Genomic DNA, 16,705 nt, shown 5'->3' on the forward strand with positions numbered 1-16,705 from the left:
TGTCTTTATATGGCATGGTTTTTACCGTATCTTAGAATAAAAAAATTCATGAATACTATTCTTCACTTTATGAAAAGAAATTATAAAATATTAATTGTTGTCGCATGTATTTCGATGGCTTTATTTGCATTTAATATCAAAAGCTCAAAAAGTAATGATCCTGAAAAAGATAAATTACTGTTAGAATTATTGACATTTGTTATTGAGAAAGGACATTATAGCCCTGCTACAATTGATGATAATTTTTCCAAGGGCATTTACAAGGATTACATTGTAGCATTAGATCCTTCAAAACGTTTTTTCTTGCAATCAGATATTGATGAGTTTTCAAAATTTGAACTGCAGTTAGATGATCAATTATTGAACAAAGATTTAAGTTTTTTTAATCTTACCTACGATCGTTTGATCAAAAGGATGAACGAGAGTACTAAAATTTACAAATCAGTGCTTAGTAAACCGTTCAATTATGAAACTGACGAGAGTTTCAATGTTGATTATGAAAAGGCACCATATTCTAAAAATCTTACTGAGTTAAATGATAAATGGAGAAAACAAATCAAGTTATCAACCCTTTCTTCATTAGTTGACAAGCAAAGATTAGAAGATGATAAGAAGAAAAATGACGCTAAGTATGTAGTGAAATCTTTTGAAGCATTAGAAAAAGAAACGAGAGAAAGTTCTTTAAAATCTCTTGATGAGTACTTCAGTTTTATAAAAGATTTAGATCGTAATGATTGGTTTTCAGTTTACATAAATGCAATCACAGCTCGTTTTGATCCTCATACTAATTATTTTGCTGCCGAAGAAAAAGAACGTTTTGACGTAAGCATTAGTGGAAAGTTAGAAGGTATTGGAGCAAGATTACAAAAGAAAAATGATCTTACTGAAATATCTGAACTTATATCTGGTGGGCCTGCTTGGAGAGGAAAACAATTAGAATCAGGTGATCTAATTATGAAAGTTGCTCAAGGTGATGGCGAGGCAGTTGATGTTGTAGGAATGCGTCTTGATGATGTGGTTAAAAAAATTAAAGGACCAAAAGGTTCTGAAGTGCGTCTTACGATTAAAAAAGTGGACGGAACTATTAAAATTGTTTCTATCATTCGTGATATTGTTGAAATTGAAGAAACATACGCGAAGTCAAGTGTAGTTGAGAAAAATGGATTAAAATATGGTGTTATTTATTTACCGAAATTTTATATCGATTTTGAAAATCCAGATGGTAGAGATGCTGGTAAAGATATAGCTCTTGAAGTAGACCGTTTGAAAAATGCAGGTGTTAGCGGAATCGTATTAGATGTTAGAGATGATGGAGGTGGATCGCTATCTACGGTTGTTGATATTGCAGGATTATTTATTGAGCAAGGTCCAATTGTTCAAATTAAATCAGCTGGACGTAAAAAAGAGGTTTTGTATGATAAGGATCCTAAAATTGAATGGGACGGTCCTCTTGTAATTATGGTGAATAGCTTTTCTGCTTCTGCTTCTGAGATTCTTGCTGCTGCAATTCAAGATTACAAACGAGGAATTGTAATAGGAAGTAAACAAACGTATGGTAAAGGTACTGTTCAAAATGTATATGATTTGAATACGCTTGTTCGTAATAGCGCAGTTGGAGATTTAGGAGCTATTAAAACTACTACTCAAAAATTTTATAGAATTAATGGAGGATCTACGCAACTAGAGGGTGTACATAGTGATATTGTAATGCCGGATCGCTATTCTTATTTAAAAATGGGTGAAAGGGATATTGACAACGCTATGCCTTGGGATAAAATTGACCAAACTAGTTATCAATTATGGAGTGATAATTCTAATTTTGGCCAAGTAATAATGAATAGTAAAAATAGAATTACTCAAAGCCCACAATTTCAATTGATCGAAGATAATGCAAAATGGATCGATGGCCGTAGTGAGGAAAATATTTATAGTTTAAATATTACTAAATTTAAAATTGCTCAAGCTCAAATTGAGGAAAAAGCAAAAAAGTATAAATCAATTGTTGATTATAAGAATGATTTAAGATTCACTTCTTTACCACATGAAATAGAAGCTATGAATCAAGATAGTTCTTTGAAAGAAAAAAGAGCGAGATGGCATGAAGCATTGTCGAAAGATATCTATGTAGAAGAAGCTTTAAATGTATTAGATGATTTACAGTCTAAAGCTTTTACTAACAAAGTGTTACCAGTTAAGGTAAAAAAAGATAAGCTTGTAAAGTCATAATTTGATGACAACCATACTAAAACGCTCAAAAGTAATTTTGAGCGTTTTTTTTTATGTTCTCTTTTTAATATTTCCCTATCTTTATTTCAATAATTTTTTTAACGTTATCTAAGTTATATGAGTTTTAATAGAAGCAAAATAGTAATAGGGTGTACTGTAATGATTGTAATACTTTTTTCTTGTAAAAAGGATATATCAAATACTCAAATAGGTTTTGTGCCAATCGCAAATGAAAAGAGTGAATACGTAAACGGAAGTAAATTTGAGGATGTAAATCAAACAGAATCGCGTTTTACTACAAATGATTTGTTGCCAATATCGACAACAAATACAATTGTGAAACACAATTATTATTCTCTTTCTTATAATGAAAATTATGAACAAGCTGAGTGGGTGGCTTATGAATTAAAGAAAGATTACATAAAGAACAATAACTTTAAACGCCCATATTTTATTGAGGATGCTAAGGTTATAACAGGTTCTGCTGATTGGAGGAATTACAAGAATTCTAATTATGATAAAGGGCATTTGTGCCCAGCAGGAGACATGGAATTCTCAATGTCAGCGTACAATGATACTTTTTTGACCTCAAATATAGCTCCTCAGGATAAGAAATTCAATAACGGTATTTGGAATAGATTAGAGCAAAAAGTTAGGTATTGGGCAGTGAAAGATAATGGTGTGTATGTAGTGACAGGAGGTGTTTTGAACAATTCCTTAAAAACTATTGGAAAAGAAAAGGTCGCTGTGCCTCAATATTTTTATAAAATATTAATGAATCGCTCTGGAAATAGAGTGAAAATGATTGGTTTTTTAATGCCTAATCAACCAAGTGATGAACCTTTATATAAATTTGTAGTCTCTGTAGATGCAATAGAAAAACTCACGGGAATTAACTTCTTCCCTCAATTAGAGGATCGTTTAGAAATTCAATTAGAAGCTAACAAGGATTATAAAGATTGGAGTTTTAACTAAATCTACTACTACACATTCGATAAGGATTAAGCTAATAGTTTTAAACTTAAGCAACAATTACCATTCATTCACTTTATTAGCATCCATTTTGATGAAAATAAACAGTAGTATTGTAAAGCCCCATAGGCCTGATCCTCCGTAGGAGAAAAAAGGTAATGGCACACCAATTGTTGGGAATATTCCAGATACCATAGCAATATTTACAAAGAAATGGGTAAATAAAATACCCGCTACGCAATATCCATAAACCCTACTAAACTTCGTTTTTTGCCTTTCGGCCAAATATATAATTCTAAGAAATAATCCTGCAAATAGGGCTATTACTACTAGTGATCCTGCAAAACCCCATTCTTCACCAACTGTTGTGAAAATATAATCGGTATGTTGTTCTGGTACAAAGCCACCTTTTGTTTGTGTGCCTTCTAGAAATCCTTTTCCCAGCCAACCACCAGAACCTATGGCTATTTCTGATTGATTGGTATTGTAACCTGATCCTTTTAAATCTACTGCTTTCCCTAGTAGAATATTAAAACGGTCTCTGTGATGCTGTTTAAAGACATTATTGAAAATATAATCAACAGAAAATACAAAACCGGACATCAGTACAAACAGAATACTGCTTAATAGTATATTTCTATCTGCTAATCTTGATCTATAATGAACTAAAACAATGACAAGTAAAGCTGCCAAAACAACGTAAATAGGTTGAATTACTAACGTAAGTACAAATAATAAAATGGTTATGAAACCCGTCCAAACATACCAGGATGGCAAACCTTCTCTATACAGTACAATAATAAAAATACTATATATTAAAGCGCTACCAGGATCTGGTTGCGGAAGTATAAGAAGTACAGGTAAAAGTATTATAGCTAGTGCTTGAATTTGTCTATTTGGATCTTTTAAATTTATTTGAGAATCACTTAAAAACTTTGCTAAGGCTAGTGAGGTAGCTGCTTTTGCAAACTCTGAGGGTTGAATTGTAAAACTTCCTATTGCATACCAACACCTTTGGCCAGCTATGGTTTTCCCAAATAAAAATAGACCAGCTAATGATAAAAGTGCTACAATAAAAATGATACTAGCATATTTTTCATAAAACTTACCATCAACAGATACAACAATAAAGATTAATGGGATAGTAAATAAAATGAATATCAATTGCTTCTCATAAGTGTCTTGCATAGACGATAATGAGGAGGAATAAATATTCAACCAACCTAATAGTACTAGCACCGTATAAATAATGATGCTGATCCAGTCAATATTATTTGTTATACTTTGGTTTTTCATTAGATTGAGAAGCTAGTTTTTTTTCTTTAATGGTATCAGTAGTCAACGGAACTTTTTTAGGTGTTCCTGTCTTTAATTTTTGTAACGAATCTGCTATTTTTAATTGCAGTTTAACGGTTTCCGAAAGTCCACCTAATTTGGCGTAACGACCTTGTAAACTGGTTGCTAGAATTCTTTTTTCAAGATCTACACGAGTGATTTTTTTTCTTAGGTATTTTTCAATCATCAAAGTCGCAATCGGACCTGCAATTGTAACTCCATAACCTCCATTTTCTACCATTACTGCTATGGCAATTTTTGGGTTGTTCATTGGAGCAAATGCTACAAATATGGAATGGTCTTCCATTTTTACTTTTATTCCACCAATTCTGGTTGAGTTTTCTGCTGTACCAGTTTTTCCGCAAATTTCAATTCCCTCTACTCGAAGGCTTTGTGCAGTACCTAGATTATAAACATCAAATAAACCGCTTATGATAGGTTTGAAAAACTTTTTATCAATTGTTGTGGTATGTTTAGTAGTGAACTTACTTTCAATTGGGACACCTTCTATTTTTTTTATGATGTGAGGCGTGTAATAATATCCTTCATTAGCTACTGTTGCCATCATATTTGCTAGTTGAATAGGGGTCATCAATACTTCTCCTTGTCCAATAGCGTTGGATACAATTGCAGTACTTCTCCAGCCACCATTTGGGTACATGCGTTTGTATGTTTTTGAGGTTGGTACCAATCCTCTTTTGCCAATAGGTAAATCATATCCCATAAATTGGCCTAAACCAAAACTTTTAAGGTGATTGCTCCAAACGTCAACTGCATAGGCAGGTTTAGCATACTTATTGATAGTTTTCATATAAGCAGTTGCAAAATAAGAGTTGCAAGACTCAAAAATTCCTCTATGTAATTGAAGCGCGCCTCCATGACAGTGACATCCCATAAACCTACCTCTAGCATAGCTAAAACCTCGATTACAAAATACGGTCGTATTGTAGTCAATTACGCCTTCCTGTAAAGCAACAAGCCCTGTTAAAATCTTGAATGGCGAACCAGGGGGGTATTCAGCTAGTAAACCACGATCGTATAATGGTTTAGCAATAGAGTCTCGGTATAATTTTGTGTAATTTTTTGAGCGTTGTCTACCTACTAGAATTCCGGGATCGTAAGATGGAGCTGTTACAAGTGCCAAGATTTCACCAGATTTAGGTTCAATGGCAACAATTCCACCTCTTTTATTAATCATTAACTCTTCTCCGTATTTTTGGATTTCGGCATCAATAGTAAGGTTAATATCTTGTCCTTGAACGGCTATAGTATCATACTTACCTGCTTTGTAGGATCCTATTTCACGGTTGTGCTTGTCTTTTTGAAGATATTTTACACCTTTAATACCACGTAATAAATCTTCATAACTTTGTTCTACGCCTTGTTTTCCAATTAAATCTCCGCTGTTGTAATACGGATTTTTTTCAATTAGTTTTTCATTTACTTGTGTGATAAAGCCAAAAATATTGGCGCCAAAATTCACTTCATAATCTCGAAGAGAACGTTTTTGAAAGTAAAAACCCTCGTATTTTCGTATCTTTTCTTGAAAAGCAGCAAACTCATTTTTATTTAATTGCGATAAAAAAACAGAAGGCAACCTCGGGCTGTAAACAGTTGCTTTTTCAATTTTTTTTATGAAATCTTCTTTTGTAATGTTCAGTAATTGGCAAAACTCTAGTGTATCAGTTTTCTTTACCTCTCTGGGAATAACCATAATGTCATAAGAGGCTTGGTTAGCTACAAGTAGTTTTCCGTTACGATCATAGATATAACCTCGTTCAGGATACTCGTATTTCTTTTTAATGGCGTTGTTTTCTGATTCTAATTTTAAGGTTTCATCAACTACTTGTAAATAAAAAATCCTTACAACCAATAATAGCGTAGCAATGGTTATTAGGCCGGGCAAAAGTGCTTTTCTCATCTTTTATTAGGCTTGATTAGATAAATAATTATGATGCAAATAATTATTGTAAAGATGGTACTCAATAACACAGTAAGTAATGTGTCTAAGATAAAACTCAACTGAAAGGCTTCTAATAAAAACAATGTAAAATGATGAATGACAACCGATAGTAAGATAAATGTAAAACGTTGTGGGGTAAGTACCTCATTTAATTTTATGGTTTGGTATTCATAACTTAATCCAAATGCAAATTTAAAAAGAGTAGGTCTTACGTAAGCTAGTAATATGCAAGCTGTTGCATGTGTTCCTCCAGAATTACTAAAAAGATCCATGATGATGCCCAATAAAAAACTAGATGCCAGCAAGGCAGATTTGTTTCCATTTACAGGATACAAAATGATAAACAATACATAAGGAAATGGACTAACATAGCCCAGTAAATTCATATTGTTGAACACAATTATCTGAAGTGCTAATAAGAGAATAAATCGAAATGTGTTGACAAACAAGGTGCTATTCATCTTTTTCTCTTTTTTCTAAATTAGTAATCTCTTCCTTGTCCTTACTTTTAATAATATATACATGACCTAGATTAGTCATGTCATTAAATAACTTTACGTCAAGTGTATAAAAGTTAGTTTGTGTGTCTCTGTAAATTTTTGAAATAGTACCAATATTTATATTCTCAGGAAAAATAACAGATTGACCACCAGTTACTATCGTATCGCCTATTTTTATCATTGCTAGTCTTGGTAGATCAGTCAGTTGAACAAATCCAGTACTTTTTCCGTTCCAATTTAACGACCCAAAGTGGTTTGACTTCTTAATCTTAGCATTAATTTGCGATCGTTTATTCAAGATAGAAATTACGGTCGCATAATTTTTTGAGGTGTTTTCTACAATTCCTACAATTCCTAAACTGTTGATCACGCCCATGTCAGGTTTTACTCCATCCAGCTCCCCAGAGTTTATAGTGAGGTAGTTTTCATATACATTATAAGAGTTGTGAATAACTTTAGAAACTAAAATGTCACTAGGTTTTACACCTTTCAAACTGTCCATTAATTTTACGCTAGCGGTATCTTTTTTATTAAAGAGTAAGCTTTTAAGGGTTGCATTTTCTTGTGCCAATGCGTCATTTTGAGCTTTTAAATTCAAATATTCATTGACATTGTTTATTTTTTCATAAACGCCACCACTCAAAAAATTAGCAGAACTTATTATTTTACTTCTATGAAACGAGTGTGATTGAATAGTCAAGGAAAGTGATATACCCAAAAGCAGCAAAAACAGCAATCGGTTGCTGTTTTTAAAAATAAAATTAAAAATTTGCTGCATTTTCTTAAATGAATTATTTTAAAGTAAATTGAAACAAAAACTAAATCCTAATTATTAATTCAATTGGTAAGCCTATTTAGGATTTAGTTTTAAATGTTTTAATTATTTAATAAGTATACTTTTAAATTTAACTATGTTTTTCAAGGCCATACCAGTACCTCTTACAACAGCTCTCAAAGGATCTTCTGCTATATAAACCGGTAAGTCTGTTTTTTGAGAAATTCTCTTGTCAAGACCTCGTAGCATTGATCCACCACCTGCAAGATAAATACCTGTATTGTAGATATCAGCAGCTAATTCTGGAGGTGTTTGAGATAAGGTTTCCATTACGGCATCCTCAATTCTTTGAATAGATTTGTCTAATGCTTTTGCAATTTCTCTATAAGACACTTCTACTTGTTTTGGTTTACCAGTTAATAAATCTCTTCCTTGAACAGACATATCCTCTGGAGGTGTTTCAAGATCTTCGATTGCGGCTCCAATTTGGATTTTTATTTTTTCGGCTGTACTTTCTCCCACAAATAAATTGTGTTGTGTACGCATGTAGTATACAATATCATTTGTAAAGACATCACCAGCAATTTTTACGGATTTGTCACATACTATTCCGCCAAGAGCGATAACGGCAATTTCAGTAGTACCACCACCTATGTCAACAATCATGTTTCCTTTTGGTTGCATAATATCAATACCAATACCTATTGCGGCTGCCATTGGTTCGTGAATCAAGTATACTTCTTTACCATTTACACGCTCACAAGATTCTTTTACAGCACGCATTTCCACCTCAGTAATTCCAGACGGAATACATACTACCATGCGAAGTGCTGGAGTAAACATTCGTTTTTTTAATGCAGGTATGCTTTTTATAAACATACTGATCATTTTCTCTGAAGCATCAAAATCAGCAATTACACCATCTTTCAAGGGTCTTATTGTCTTAATGTTTTCATGCGTTTTACCTTGCATCATATTGGCCTCTTTACCAACAGCAATGATTTTTCCAGAAATTCTATCGCGTGCTACTATCGAAGGGCTGTCAATTACTACTTTATCATTATGTATGATTAAAGTGTTTGCGGTACCAAGGTCTATCGCAATATCCTCGGTCATGAAATCAAAAAATCCCATAAGTTTTTTAAGGGTTAAAAGTTATATAAAAATGCCAGACAAAGTTAAACAAATTAATGTTTAAAATGACGCGTTCCTGTAAATACCATTGCAAGATTATTTTCATTGCAATAATTAATGCTTAATTCATCTTTAATAGATCCTCCAGGCTGAATTACGGCTGAAATACCTGCCTCTTTTGCTAATGCTACACAATCTGGAAACGGAAAAAAAGCATCACTCGCCATGGATGCACCTTGTAAATCGAATCCGAAATTTTTAGCTTTTTCAACAGCTTGCATCAAAGCATCAACTCGAGAGGTTTGTCCAGTACCCGAAGCAATAAGTGTACCGTTTTTTGCAAATACAATTGTGTTTGATTTCGTGTTTTTACAAATTTTAGAAGCAAAAATTAAATCTTTAATTTCTTGCTCAGTAGGCGCTGTATTGGTAACGGTTTTTAGATCCTCTTTAGTATCTGTGATGTTGTTTCTTTCTTGAATTAATAACCCGTTTAAACATGTACGAACTTGTTTTTGAGGCAAATCCATTTCGTTTTGGATTAAAATAATTCGGTTTTTCTTTTCCTGTAGAATGCTAAGCGCTTCATTATCATATTCAGGAGCTATTACCACCTCGCAAAATAAAGAGTTGATTTCTTGAGCGGTTGCTACATCTATTTTTGTATTCGAAATTAATACACCACCAAAAGCTGATGTTGGATCACATGCTAAAGCTGAAACATAGGCGTCATGTATTGTTGTTCTCGTTGCAAGTCCACAAGCATTGTTGTGTTTTAAAATGGCAAAAGTTGGGCCATCATTTTTGAATTCATGTATCAAATTAACGGCTGCATCAACATCTAGTAAATTGTTATAAGAAAGTTCTTTTCCATGAACTTTTTTAAACATCGCATCAAAATCACCAAAGAAAAATCCCTTTTGATGTGGGTTTTCTCCGTATCTTAAAACTTGACCATCTGCAATACTTTCTTTGTAAATGGTTTCATCTGTATTGAAATAATTAAAAATTGCACCATCATAATGCGAAGATACGTGGAATGCTTTGGTAGCAAATAATTTACGATCTTCTAGTGTTGTGGCTCCGTTCTGTTTTGTAATTGTTTCTAAAAATAAACTGTATTGCTCCATTGACGAAACGATAACGGTATCTTTAAAATTTTTGGCTGCAGCGCGAATTAACGATATTCCACCAATATCTATTTTTTCAATGATATCCGCTTCACTGGCTCCTGAAGCAACTGTTTTTTCAAATGGGTATAAATCAACAATAACAAGGTCTATTTGTGGAATGTCAAATTCTTTCATTTGTTGCACATCACTCTCATTATCCTGACGGTTTAGTATCCCGCCAAAAACTTTTGGGTGTAATGTTTTTACTCTACCGCCCAAAATAGAAGGGTATGAGGTCACGTCTTCTACAGGAATTACTGGGATTCCAAGATTTTTTATAAAATCTTCAGTTCCACCAGTAGAATAAATTGTAACATTTTGTCTGTTTAGTTGTCTAACGATTGGCTCTAATCCTTCTTTCGAAAAGACAGAGATTAATGCTGATTGGATTGTTTTTGTTGTGCTCATTATGTAGTTATAGTTATGAGGTGCAAAAATAGTTTTTTAATGTTAAAATTAAGCCATTTGAAAATGAGATAATTTTAATTTGTAAATCTCTTTTTTGGAGTTTCTATTAAAATGAAAGGATTCATGTAACGTTTCTTATTTTTATTAGGTTTTTGAATATTATTTATAGATTTTTACTTAACACAATACACATTATATGTTAGTTTACCTTAGATTGTTACGAGAAAGTTTTGGATTTGCGATGAGTGCCTTGCGCAACAATAAATTGAGAACCTTACTTTCGTTATTGGGGGTTACCATTGGAATTTTCTCAATCATTGCAATTCTAGCTGCGGTAGATTCACTAGACAAAAAAATTAAAAAAGATTTAAGTAGTTTAGATAAAAATACGATTTATCTAATGCGTTTTTCTTTTGGTCCTTCCGAAATACCTCAATGGAAAAGAGAGCAATTTCCAGATGTGAAATATGATGAATACGAATATTTGAAAAGTTCGATGAATGATTTAGATCAAATGGCTTTTCAGTTTTTTGTTGGAAGAGAATCCTTAAAATTTGAATCGGAATCTGTAAGTGATGTTAATGTTGTCCCGGTGTCTCATGAGTTTATTGACATACAAGGTCTTGAGTTTGATAAAGGAAGGTTTTACAACGAATCTGAATCTAATTCTGGAGCGGCAGTAATCGTTTTAGGGTATGATATTGCTCAGAGTCTTTTCGGTGAAAGCGAACCAATTGGAAAAAATTTACGATTGTATGGACAAAGATTCACCGTAATTGGTATGCTCAAAAAACAAGGTGCTGGAATGTTTGGGGACAGTAATGATACCTCCGTGTTTATACCGGTTAATTTTTTAAGACGTATGTATGGCGATAACAATAATGGGATGACTCCAGTAATCCTTGTAAAGCCAGAAAAAGGAGTTGATATGGACGCTTTTAAAGCTGAACTTGCTCAAAAACTTAGGAGTTTTAGAGGTATGAAAGTAGATGAAATGGATAACTTTTTTGTCAATGTGCTATCTGGTTTTACAGATTTGTTAGACGGAATCATTGGTGCAATGCGCGGTGGAGGAGTACTGATTAGCTTTTTCTCGTTTTTAGTAGGTGGATTTGGGGTGGCTAATATTATGTTTGTTTCTGTAAAAGAGCGTACCAATTTAATTGGTATTCAGAAATCATTAGGCGCCAAAAACAGATTTATACTTTTTCAATTTTTATTTGAAGCTATTATTCTATGCGTAATAGGAGGAACTATCGGTTTGATAATTGTGTGGTTGCTGTCTATATTACTGACAAATGTATTGGATTTTGAATTTGTTTTAAGTTTTTGGAATATTCTAATAGGTTCTGGATTATCCATTGTTGTTGGGGTAATTTCGGGAATTTTACCAGCAATTTCGGCTTCTAAATTAGATCCTGTTGAGGCTATTCGAACTGGTATGTAAAAGATTATTTCTAATTTTTAATAATTTATGGTAAAAAAAAGCAGCTTCCCAATTATGAGAAGCTGCTTTTTTTATTTTAATGAATCAAAAACGATTGAATAATATTCAGCCGATGCTTTAGATTTCAAATTATCGTACAGGATTGTTTTGAATCAAATCTATATACAAGTTGATCTTGTCTTTCAATTCTTTTCTTGGAGTAATAAAATCTAGGAATCCGTGCTCAAGAAGAAATTCAGCAGTTTGAAAACCTTCTGGTAAATCTTTTCCAGTGGTGTCTCTTACAACTCTAGGACCTGCAAAACCTATCAATGCACCTGGCTCAGCGATGTTAATGTCACCTAGCATAGCGTATGAAGCTGTAGTTCCTCCGGTAGTTGGATCGGTACATAAAGAGATGTAGGGTAGTTTTGCTTCAGCAAGTTGGGCCAATTTTACGGATGTTTTTGCTAATTGCATTAAAGAATAAGCGGCTTCCATCATTCTGGCTCCACCTGATTTTGAAATCATCAAAAACGGCATTTTGTTTTTGATAGCGTGATCTATTCCTCTAGCAATTTTTTCGCCTACAACAGCTCCCATAGATCCGCCAATAAAAGCAAAATCCATACAGCAAATTACTAAATCTTTACCTTTAGATTTCCCAACGCCTGTGCGTACGGCATCTTTAAGTTTGGTTTTATCCATGACATCTTTCAATCGATCGGCATACTTTTTTGTATCCACAAAATGAAGAGGGTCTTTTGAAGTCATGTTTTTGTCTAATTCAACAAATTCATTGTTGTCAAACAAAATTTGAAAATATTCAGCGCTACCTATTCTTACGTGAAAACCATCTTCTGGACTTACAAATAAGTTGCGAGCAAGTTCATCTGCATCAATAATTTTTCCTGTAGGAGATTTATACCAAAGCCCTTTTGGAATGTCCATTTTGTCTTCAGTAGCAGTTGTAATCCCTTTTTCTTTTCTTTTAAACCAAGCCATATTTATTGTTTTTGTTGTTTCAGGTTTAAAGTTTAAAGTTTTGAAACCTTAAACCTGAAACTTTAAACTTTTTATTATAATGTATTCACGTTGTTCAAGTCAGCAAATGCTTGCTCCAATCTTGTATTGAAAGTGATTTCGCTTTCACGCAACCATTTTCTTGGATCGTAATGTTTTTTATTTGGAGCGTCAGCCCCTTCTGGATTACCAATTTGTGTTTTTAGATAATCAATATTTTTAATCATATAATCACGAATGCCTTCTGTAAATGCAAATTGCAAATCAGTATCAATATTCATTTTGATAACACCATAGCTAATTCCCTCTCTGATTTCTTCAAGTGTTGATCCTGATCCACCGTGGAAAACAAAATCAACGGGGTTGTGACCTGTGTTGAATTTATTTTGAACAAAATCTTGAGAATTCTTTAAGATTTTTGGAGTTAATTTTACATTTCCTGGTTTGTATACTCCGTGTACATTTCCAAAAGCGGCTGCAATTGTAAAACGAGGACTTATTTTAGAAAGTTCCTCATAAGCATAAGCAACTTCTTCAGGTTGAGTGTATAATTTTGAGCTATCTACATCAGAGTTGTCTACACCGTCTTCTTCACCACCTGTAATACCTAGTTCAATTTCAAGAGTCATCCCCATTTTGCTCATTCGCTCTAAATAGCCTTTGCAAATTTCGATGTTTTCTTCAATTGGCTCCTCAGATAAATCAATCATGTGTGATGAGTACAGAGGTTTTCCTGTTTTTGCAAAATGTGCTTCGGATGCGTCTAATAATCCATCAATCCAAGGCAATAATTTTTTTGCACAATGGTCAGTATGTAAAATTACCGTTGCACCATAGGCTTCCGCTAGTGTATGAATGTGCAAAGCACCAGCAATTCCACCAGCAATGGCTGCCTTTTCTCCAGCATTAGATAATCCTTTACCAGCATTAAACTGTGCTCCACCATTAGAAAACTGAATGATTACGGGAGCATTTAGTTTAGCGGCTGTTTCAAGAACGCTATTTATTGTATTTGAGCCAGTTACGTTTACTGCAGGCAATGCAAATCCTTTTTCTTTAGCATAGTTAAAGATTTCTTGAACTTGATCTCCTGTTGCTACTCCTGGTTTTATGTTGTGTGCCATAGTGTTAATATTAAGTAATTTTTTTAGTTTTTAGTTCTGCAAAAATAGGAATTAAATAGTATTAGAACGGATAATTTATACCAAAATTTAAAACGGAGTTCGTAAAGTTGTACTCTCTAAACCATCTTTTATTTGTTTCATTGGCTGGGTTATAGGTTTTAAAACCCAAATCAAAACGGATAACAAAAAAACTCAAGTCATATCTAAGTCCAAAGCCAGAGCCTATTGCGATGTCCTTAAAATCTCGGTAACTGGTAAACGTAGATTTTTCATCTTCAACATTATCTAGTACGTTCCAGATGTTTCCGGCATCTGCAAATAAAGCACCTTTTAAATCGCCAAGAACTTTAAATCGAAATTCACCGCTTATGGCAATTTTCATATTGGCTTCATTAAAATCATTTACCGCTCCACTGCTTCCTGGTCCCAGTGCATAGGGTTGCCAAGCTCTATTATCATTTGATCCTCCCGAAAAATAACTTCTTGAAAATGGGATATTGTCAGAGTTGCCAAAGGGAATAGCAATACCAAAAAAAGATCGAAATGCAATTACTTTATCTTTTGTAAGTTCCCAATGTTTGATGTAATCAAACTCAGTTTTAATGTATTCTGAATACTCTAGATTAAAGATTTCATAGTTGCCATTAGAATTTCTTTTTTGTTTTGTTGAAGATGCAAAAGCAGACAATAACGTACCAGCAGATTCAATTTTGGTTTTAAATAAATAAAAGGTATTATCAGTTATATCTTTCTTAGTGGTTTTTGAAAAAGTGAAATTTGTAGCTAGAATAAAGTCATTTTCGGTTAATCTTTGTCTTCTTTCTTCAATGCTTTTTACAGATTGAAAATCAGCAGGTTCTATAGGTTTTAAAAATGTGCCACTATTACTCAATACATCATTTGTAAATCCCGAAGTACCTCTTTCAATAAGAAGATTTTTTGATGTTGGGTTATCGTAATAAGTACTATTGGTGTTGTATTCTTTACTAATGTTATTTAAAGCATTATAGGATGATTTGTAAACATTGAAATAATTTTGAGAATTTAAATTTCGTACAAATTGTGTGTTGAGCAAATCAAATCGTGCTGTATTGTTTTTTTGTGGAGTCCAATTGTAAGATAGTGTACTCGTAAAGTTTTCTTTATCAAGTCCAATGTTTTGTTGCTTAGCAAAACCTACCGTAATCAATGTTGAAGGAATCATGCTTTTTGGGATGATTTTTTCGGTTCTGAAAGGCATAAAAATCCTTGGGATATTTAGTTTTAGATCTAAACCATATTCAGATACATTGAAAAAATTATTATTCGGATTAGCTAAATCTCGAGAGGAGCCAATGTTGCCGCGCACTGCCAGTTCTAATGTTTCGGCACCATTAAATACGTTGCGCACAGTTTCAGAGATGCTAACTCCAACACCAAAATCTTGAATGTTAGAATGTGTCACATCAAGAGTGGTGCCAAAACTATATTTTTTTCGTGGTGTCAAGAATACTTTAGCAATAAGAGATTGTGCAGTAGTATCTCTCTTATCTACCTCGTACTGTATAGAGGGATAATTAAAAATTTTAAGATTGTTCAAATAGCGTGTTGTCAGTACGGTTTTGTTATCGGCATACAATCCTCCTTTTGTTATAAAAAGTGCATTAGTTATGGCTTTTGGTTTGTATTTAAGTTTGTTTTGACTGTAAATTGTAAAGCCATTATACGTCACGCTGTCTTTGATTTGAAACGAATTCAAATTAGGGCTGTAATCCGAATATATTTTTACATCACTAATTTTATATAGCTTAAACGGTTCCGTTTTAGTGCTGTCATTCATTTGGTATGAATAATTCGCAACTAATAAATTGATGTTTGCCTTGTTAATTTTTTTTATGGTATCTACATCAAATGTGATATAATTTGGCTGGAAATAATAAGCGCCATTGTTTCTAAAATGAGTTGTGATTCTGTTTTTTTCATTTTCAAAATCCACTGTCTTATACGTATTGCCAGCTTTAATGAAGCTTGCGCTTTTTATAGAAGTATATAAAGAATCTAGGGTAGGTGTTAATATTGTTGTTTTTATAGTATCCAGAGTATATTCTGAACCAGATATAATATTGTATTTAATTTTCCCTTTTTTTCTTTCAAGTGTGTCAATAACATATGATGCGTTTACATTGAAGAAACCGTTATTAAAAAAATAATATTTTAATCTGAATAACGATTTATCTGCTTTTTCTTTGTCTAAAATAACGGGAGCTTCTCCGGTAGTTTTTAAAAAATCATGAATGCCATGGTACCAGAAAGATTTGCCTAATCGGTCAACCTGTTTTGCAGAAAGCCATTTTGATTTACGATTGTACTTGTTGGGATTATTAGTAAATTTAGCTTGATAAGTTGAATCAGGATTTAAATTTGCAATAGAGTATAAATTAAGTCTTAATCGGTATCCAAGTAAGGTGCTATTTGGTTTTTGATACAATTGATTGAAAATAGTTTCATCAGAAACATTTTTATCATTCACCGTTATTTCATTCTTTGTAAGCAATAATTTGCCCTCAGGAACTCTTTTTACGGCGTTACAGGCACAAATAAGTATTGCAATTAGAATAAATGCAGTTATTTTTGTAGAAATTTTTTTCAAGAGGTCTTAATATATTTA

General features: G+C 33.0%; 12 protein-coding genes. 3 read left to right on the plus strand and 9 right to left on the minus strand.

The genetic code is table 11. The features are described from left to right. Window positions 1–48: 48 nt before the first annotated feature. Both DNC80_RS04245 and DNC80_RS04250 read left to right on the plus strand, forming a co-directional pair. A complete protein-coding gene (locus DNC80_RS04245) occupies window positions 49–2,226 on the plus strand; it encodes a carboxy terminal-processing peptidase (RefSeq protein ID WP_182649507.1) in 2,178 nt (725 codons plus the stop codon). A 159-nt stretch (window positions 2,227–2,385) separates the two neighbouring features. Next, the gene (locus tag DNC80_RS04250; protein WP_182649509.1) at window positions 2,386–3,201 is read left to right on the plus strand and encodes a DNA/RNA non-specific endonuclease; all 816 of its coding nucleotides are present in this window, start codon (window positions 2,386–2,388) and stop codon (window positions 3,199–3,201) included. Between the two features lie 57 nt (window positions 3,202–3,258). Here DNC80_RS04250 and rodA read toward each other — a convergent pair whose 3' ends face one another. From rodA to purH, 6 genes are all read right to left on the minus strand, one after another. Next, window positions 3,259–4,494, minus strand: a complete 1,236-nt coding sequence (rodA, locus tag DNC80_RS04255; RefSeq protein WP_182649510.1) for a rod shape-determining protein RodA — start codon at window positions 4,492–4,494, stop codon at window positions 3,259–3,261. After that, entirely contained in the window at window positions 4,469–6,454 is a 1,986-nt protein-coding gene (mrdA, locus tag DNC80_RS04260; protein WP_182649512.1) for a penicillin-binding protein 2, read from the minus strand. Before mrdA ends, rodA begins: the two co-directional genes overlap by 26 nt. Next, window positions 6,451–6,957, minus strand: coding sequence for a rod shape-determining protein MreD (gene mreD, locus DNC80_RS04265; RefSeq protein WP_144891504.1), 507 nt, complete (start codon window positions 6,955–6,957; stop codon window positions 6,451–6,453). Before mreD ends, mrdA begins: the two co-directional genes overlap by 4 nt. Next, a complete protein-coding gene (mreC, locus tag DNC80_RS04270; protein WP_182649514.1) occupies window positions 6,950–7,774 on the minus strand; it encodes a rod shape-determining protein MreC in 825 nt (274 codons plus the stop codon). Before mreC ends, mreD begins: the two co-directional genes overlap by 8 nt. A 102-nt stretch (window positions 7,775–7,876) precedes the next feature. Continuing rightward, a complete protein-coding gene (locus DNC80_RS04275) occupies window positions 7,877–8,905 on the minus strand; it encodes a rod shape-determining protein (RefSeq protein ID WP_086454445.1) in 1,029 nt (342 codons plus the stop codon). A 53-nt stretch (window positions 8,906–8,958) separates the two neighbouring features. Continuing rightward, complete coding sequence (gene purH, locus DNC80_RS04280) at window positions 8,959–10,485, minus strand: bifunctional phosphoribosylaminoimidazolecarboxamide formyltransferase/IMP cyclohydrolase (protein WP_182649516.1); 1,527 nt, start codon at window positions 10,483–10,485, stop codon at window positions 8,959–8,961. 196 nt (window positions 10,486–10,681) lie between these two features. Here purH and DNC80_RS04285 point away from each other — a divergent pair, with 196 nt between their 5' ends. Beyond that, the gene (locus tag DNC80_RS04285; protein WP_182649518.1) at window positions 10,682–11,932 is read left to right on the plus strand and encodes an ABC transporter permease; all 1,251 of its coding nucleotides are present in this window, start codon (window positions 10,682–10,684) and stop codon (window positions 11,930–11,932) included. A gap of 129 nt (window positions 11,933–12,061) precedes the next feature. On the opposite strand, the gene accD is transcribed toward DNC80_RS04285, so the two are convergent. From accD to DNC80_RS04300, 3 genes are all read right to left on the minus strand, one after another. Beyond that, a complete protein-coding gene (gene accD / locus DNC80_RS04290; RefSeq protein WP_086454725.1) occupies window positions 12,062–12,916 on the minus strand; it encodes an acetyl-CoA carboxylase, carboxyltransferase subunit beta in 855 nt (284 codons plus the stop codon). Window positions 12,917–12,990: 74 nt separating this feature from the next. Beyond that, entirely contained in the window at window positions 12,991–14,058 is a 1,068-nt protein-coding gene (fbaA, locus tag DNC80_RS04295) for a class II fructose-bisphosphate aldolase (protein WP_144891512.1), read from the minus strand. A gap of 61 nt (window positions 14,059–14,119) precedes the next feature. Further along, the gene (locus DNC80_RS04300) at window positions 14,120–16,687 is read right to left on the minus strand and encodes a BamA/TamA family outer membrane protein (protein ID WP_182649520.1); all 2,568 of its coding nucleotides are present in this window, start codon (window positions 16,685–16,687) and stop codon (window positions 14,120–14,122) included. Window positions 16,688–16,705 lie beyond the last annotated feature (18 nt).

Origin of the sequence: Flavobacterium sp. SOK18b (genome assembly GCF_014156605.1) — a bacterium.
Taxonomy (GTDB): Bacteria; Bacteroidota; Bacteroidia; order Flavobacteriales; family Flavobacteriaceae; genus Flavobacterium; species Flavobacterium tiangeerense.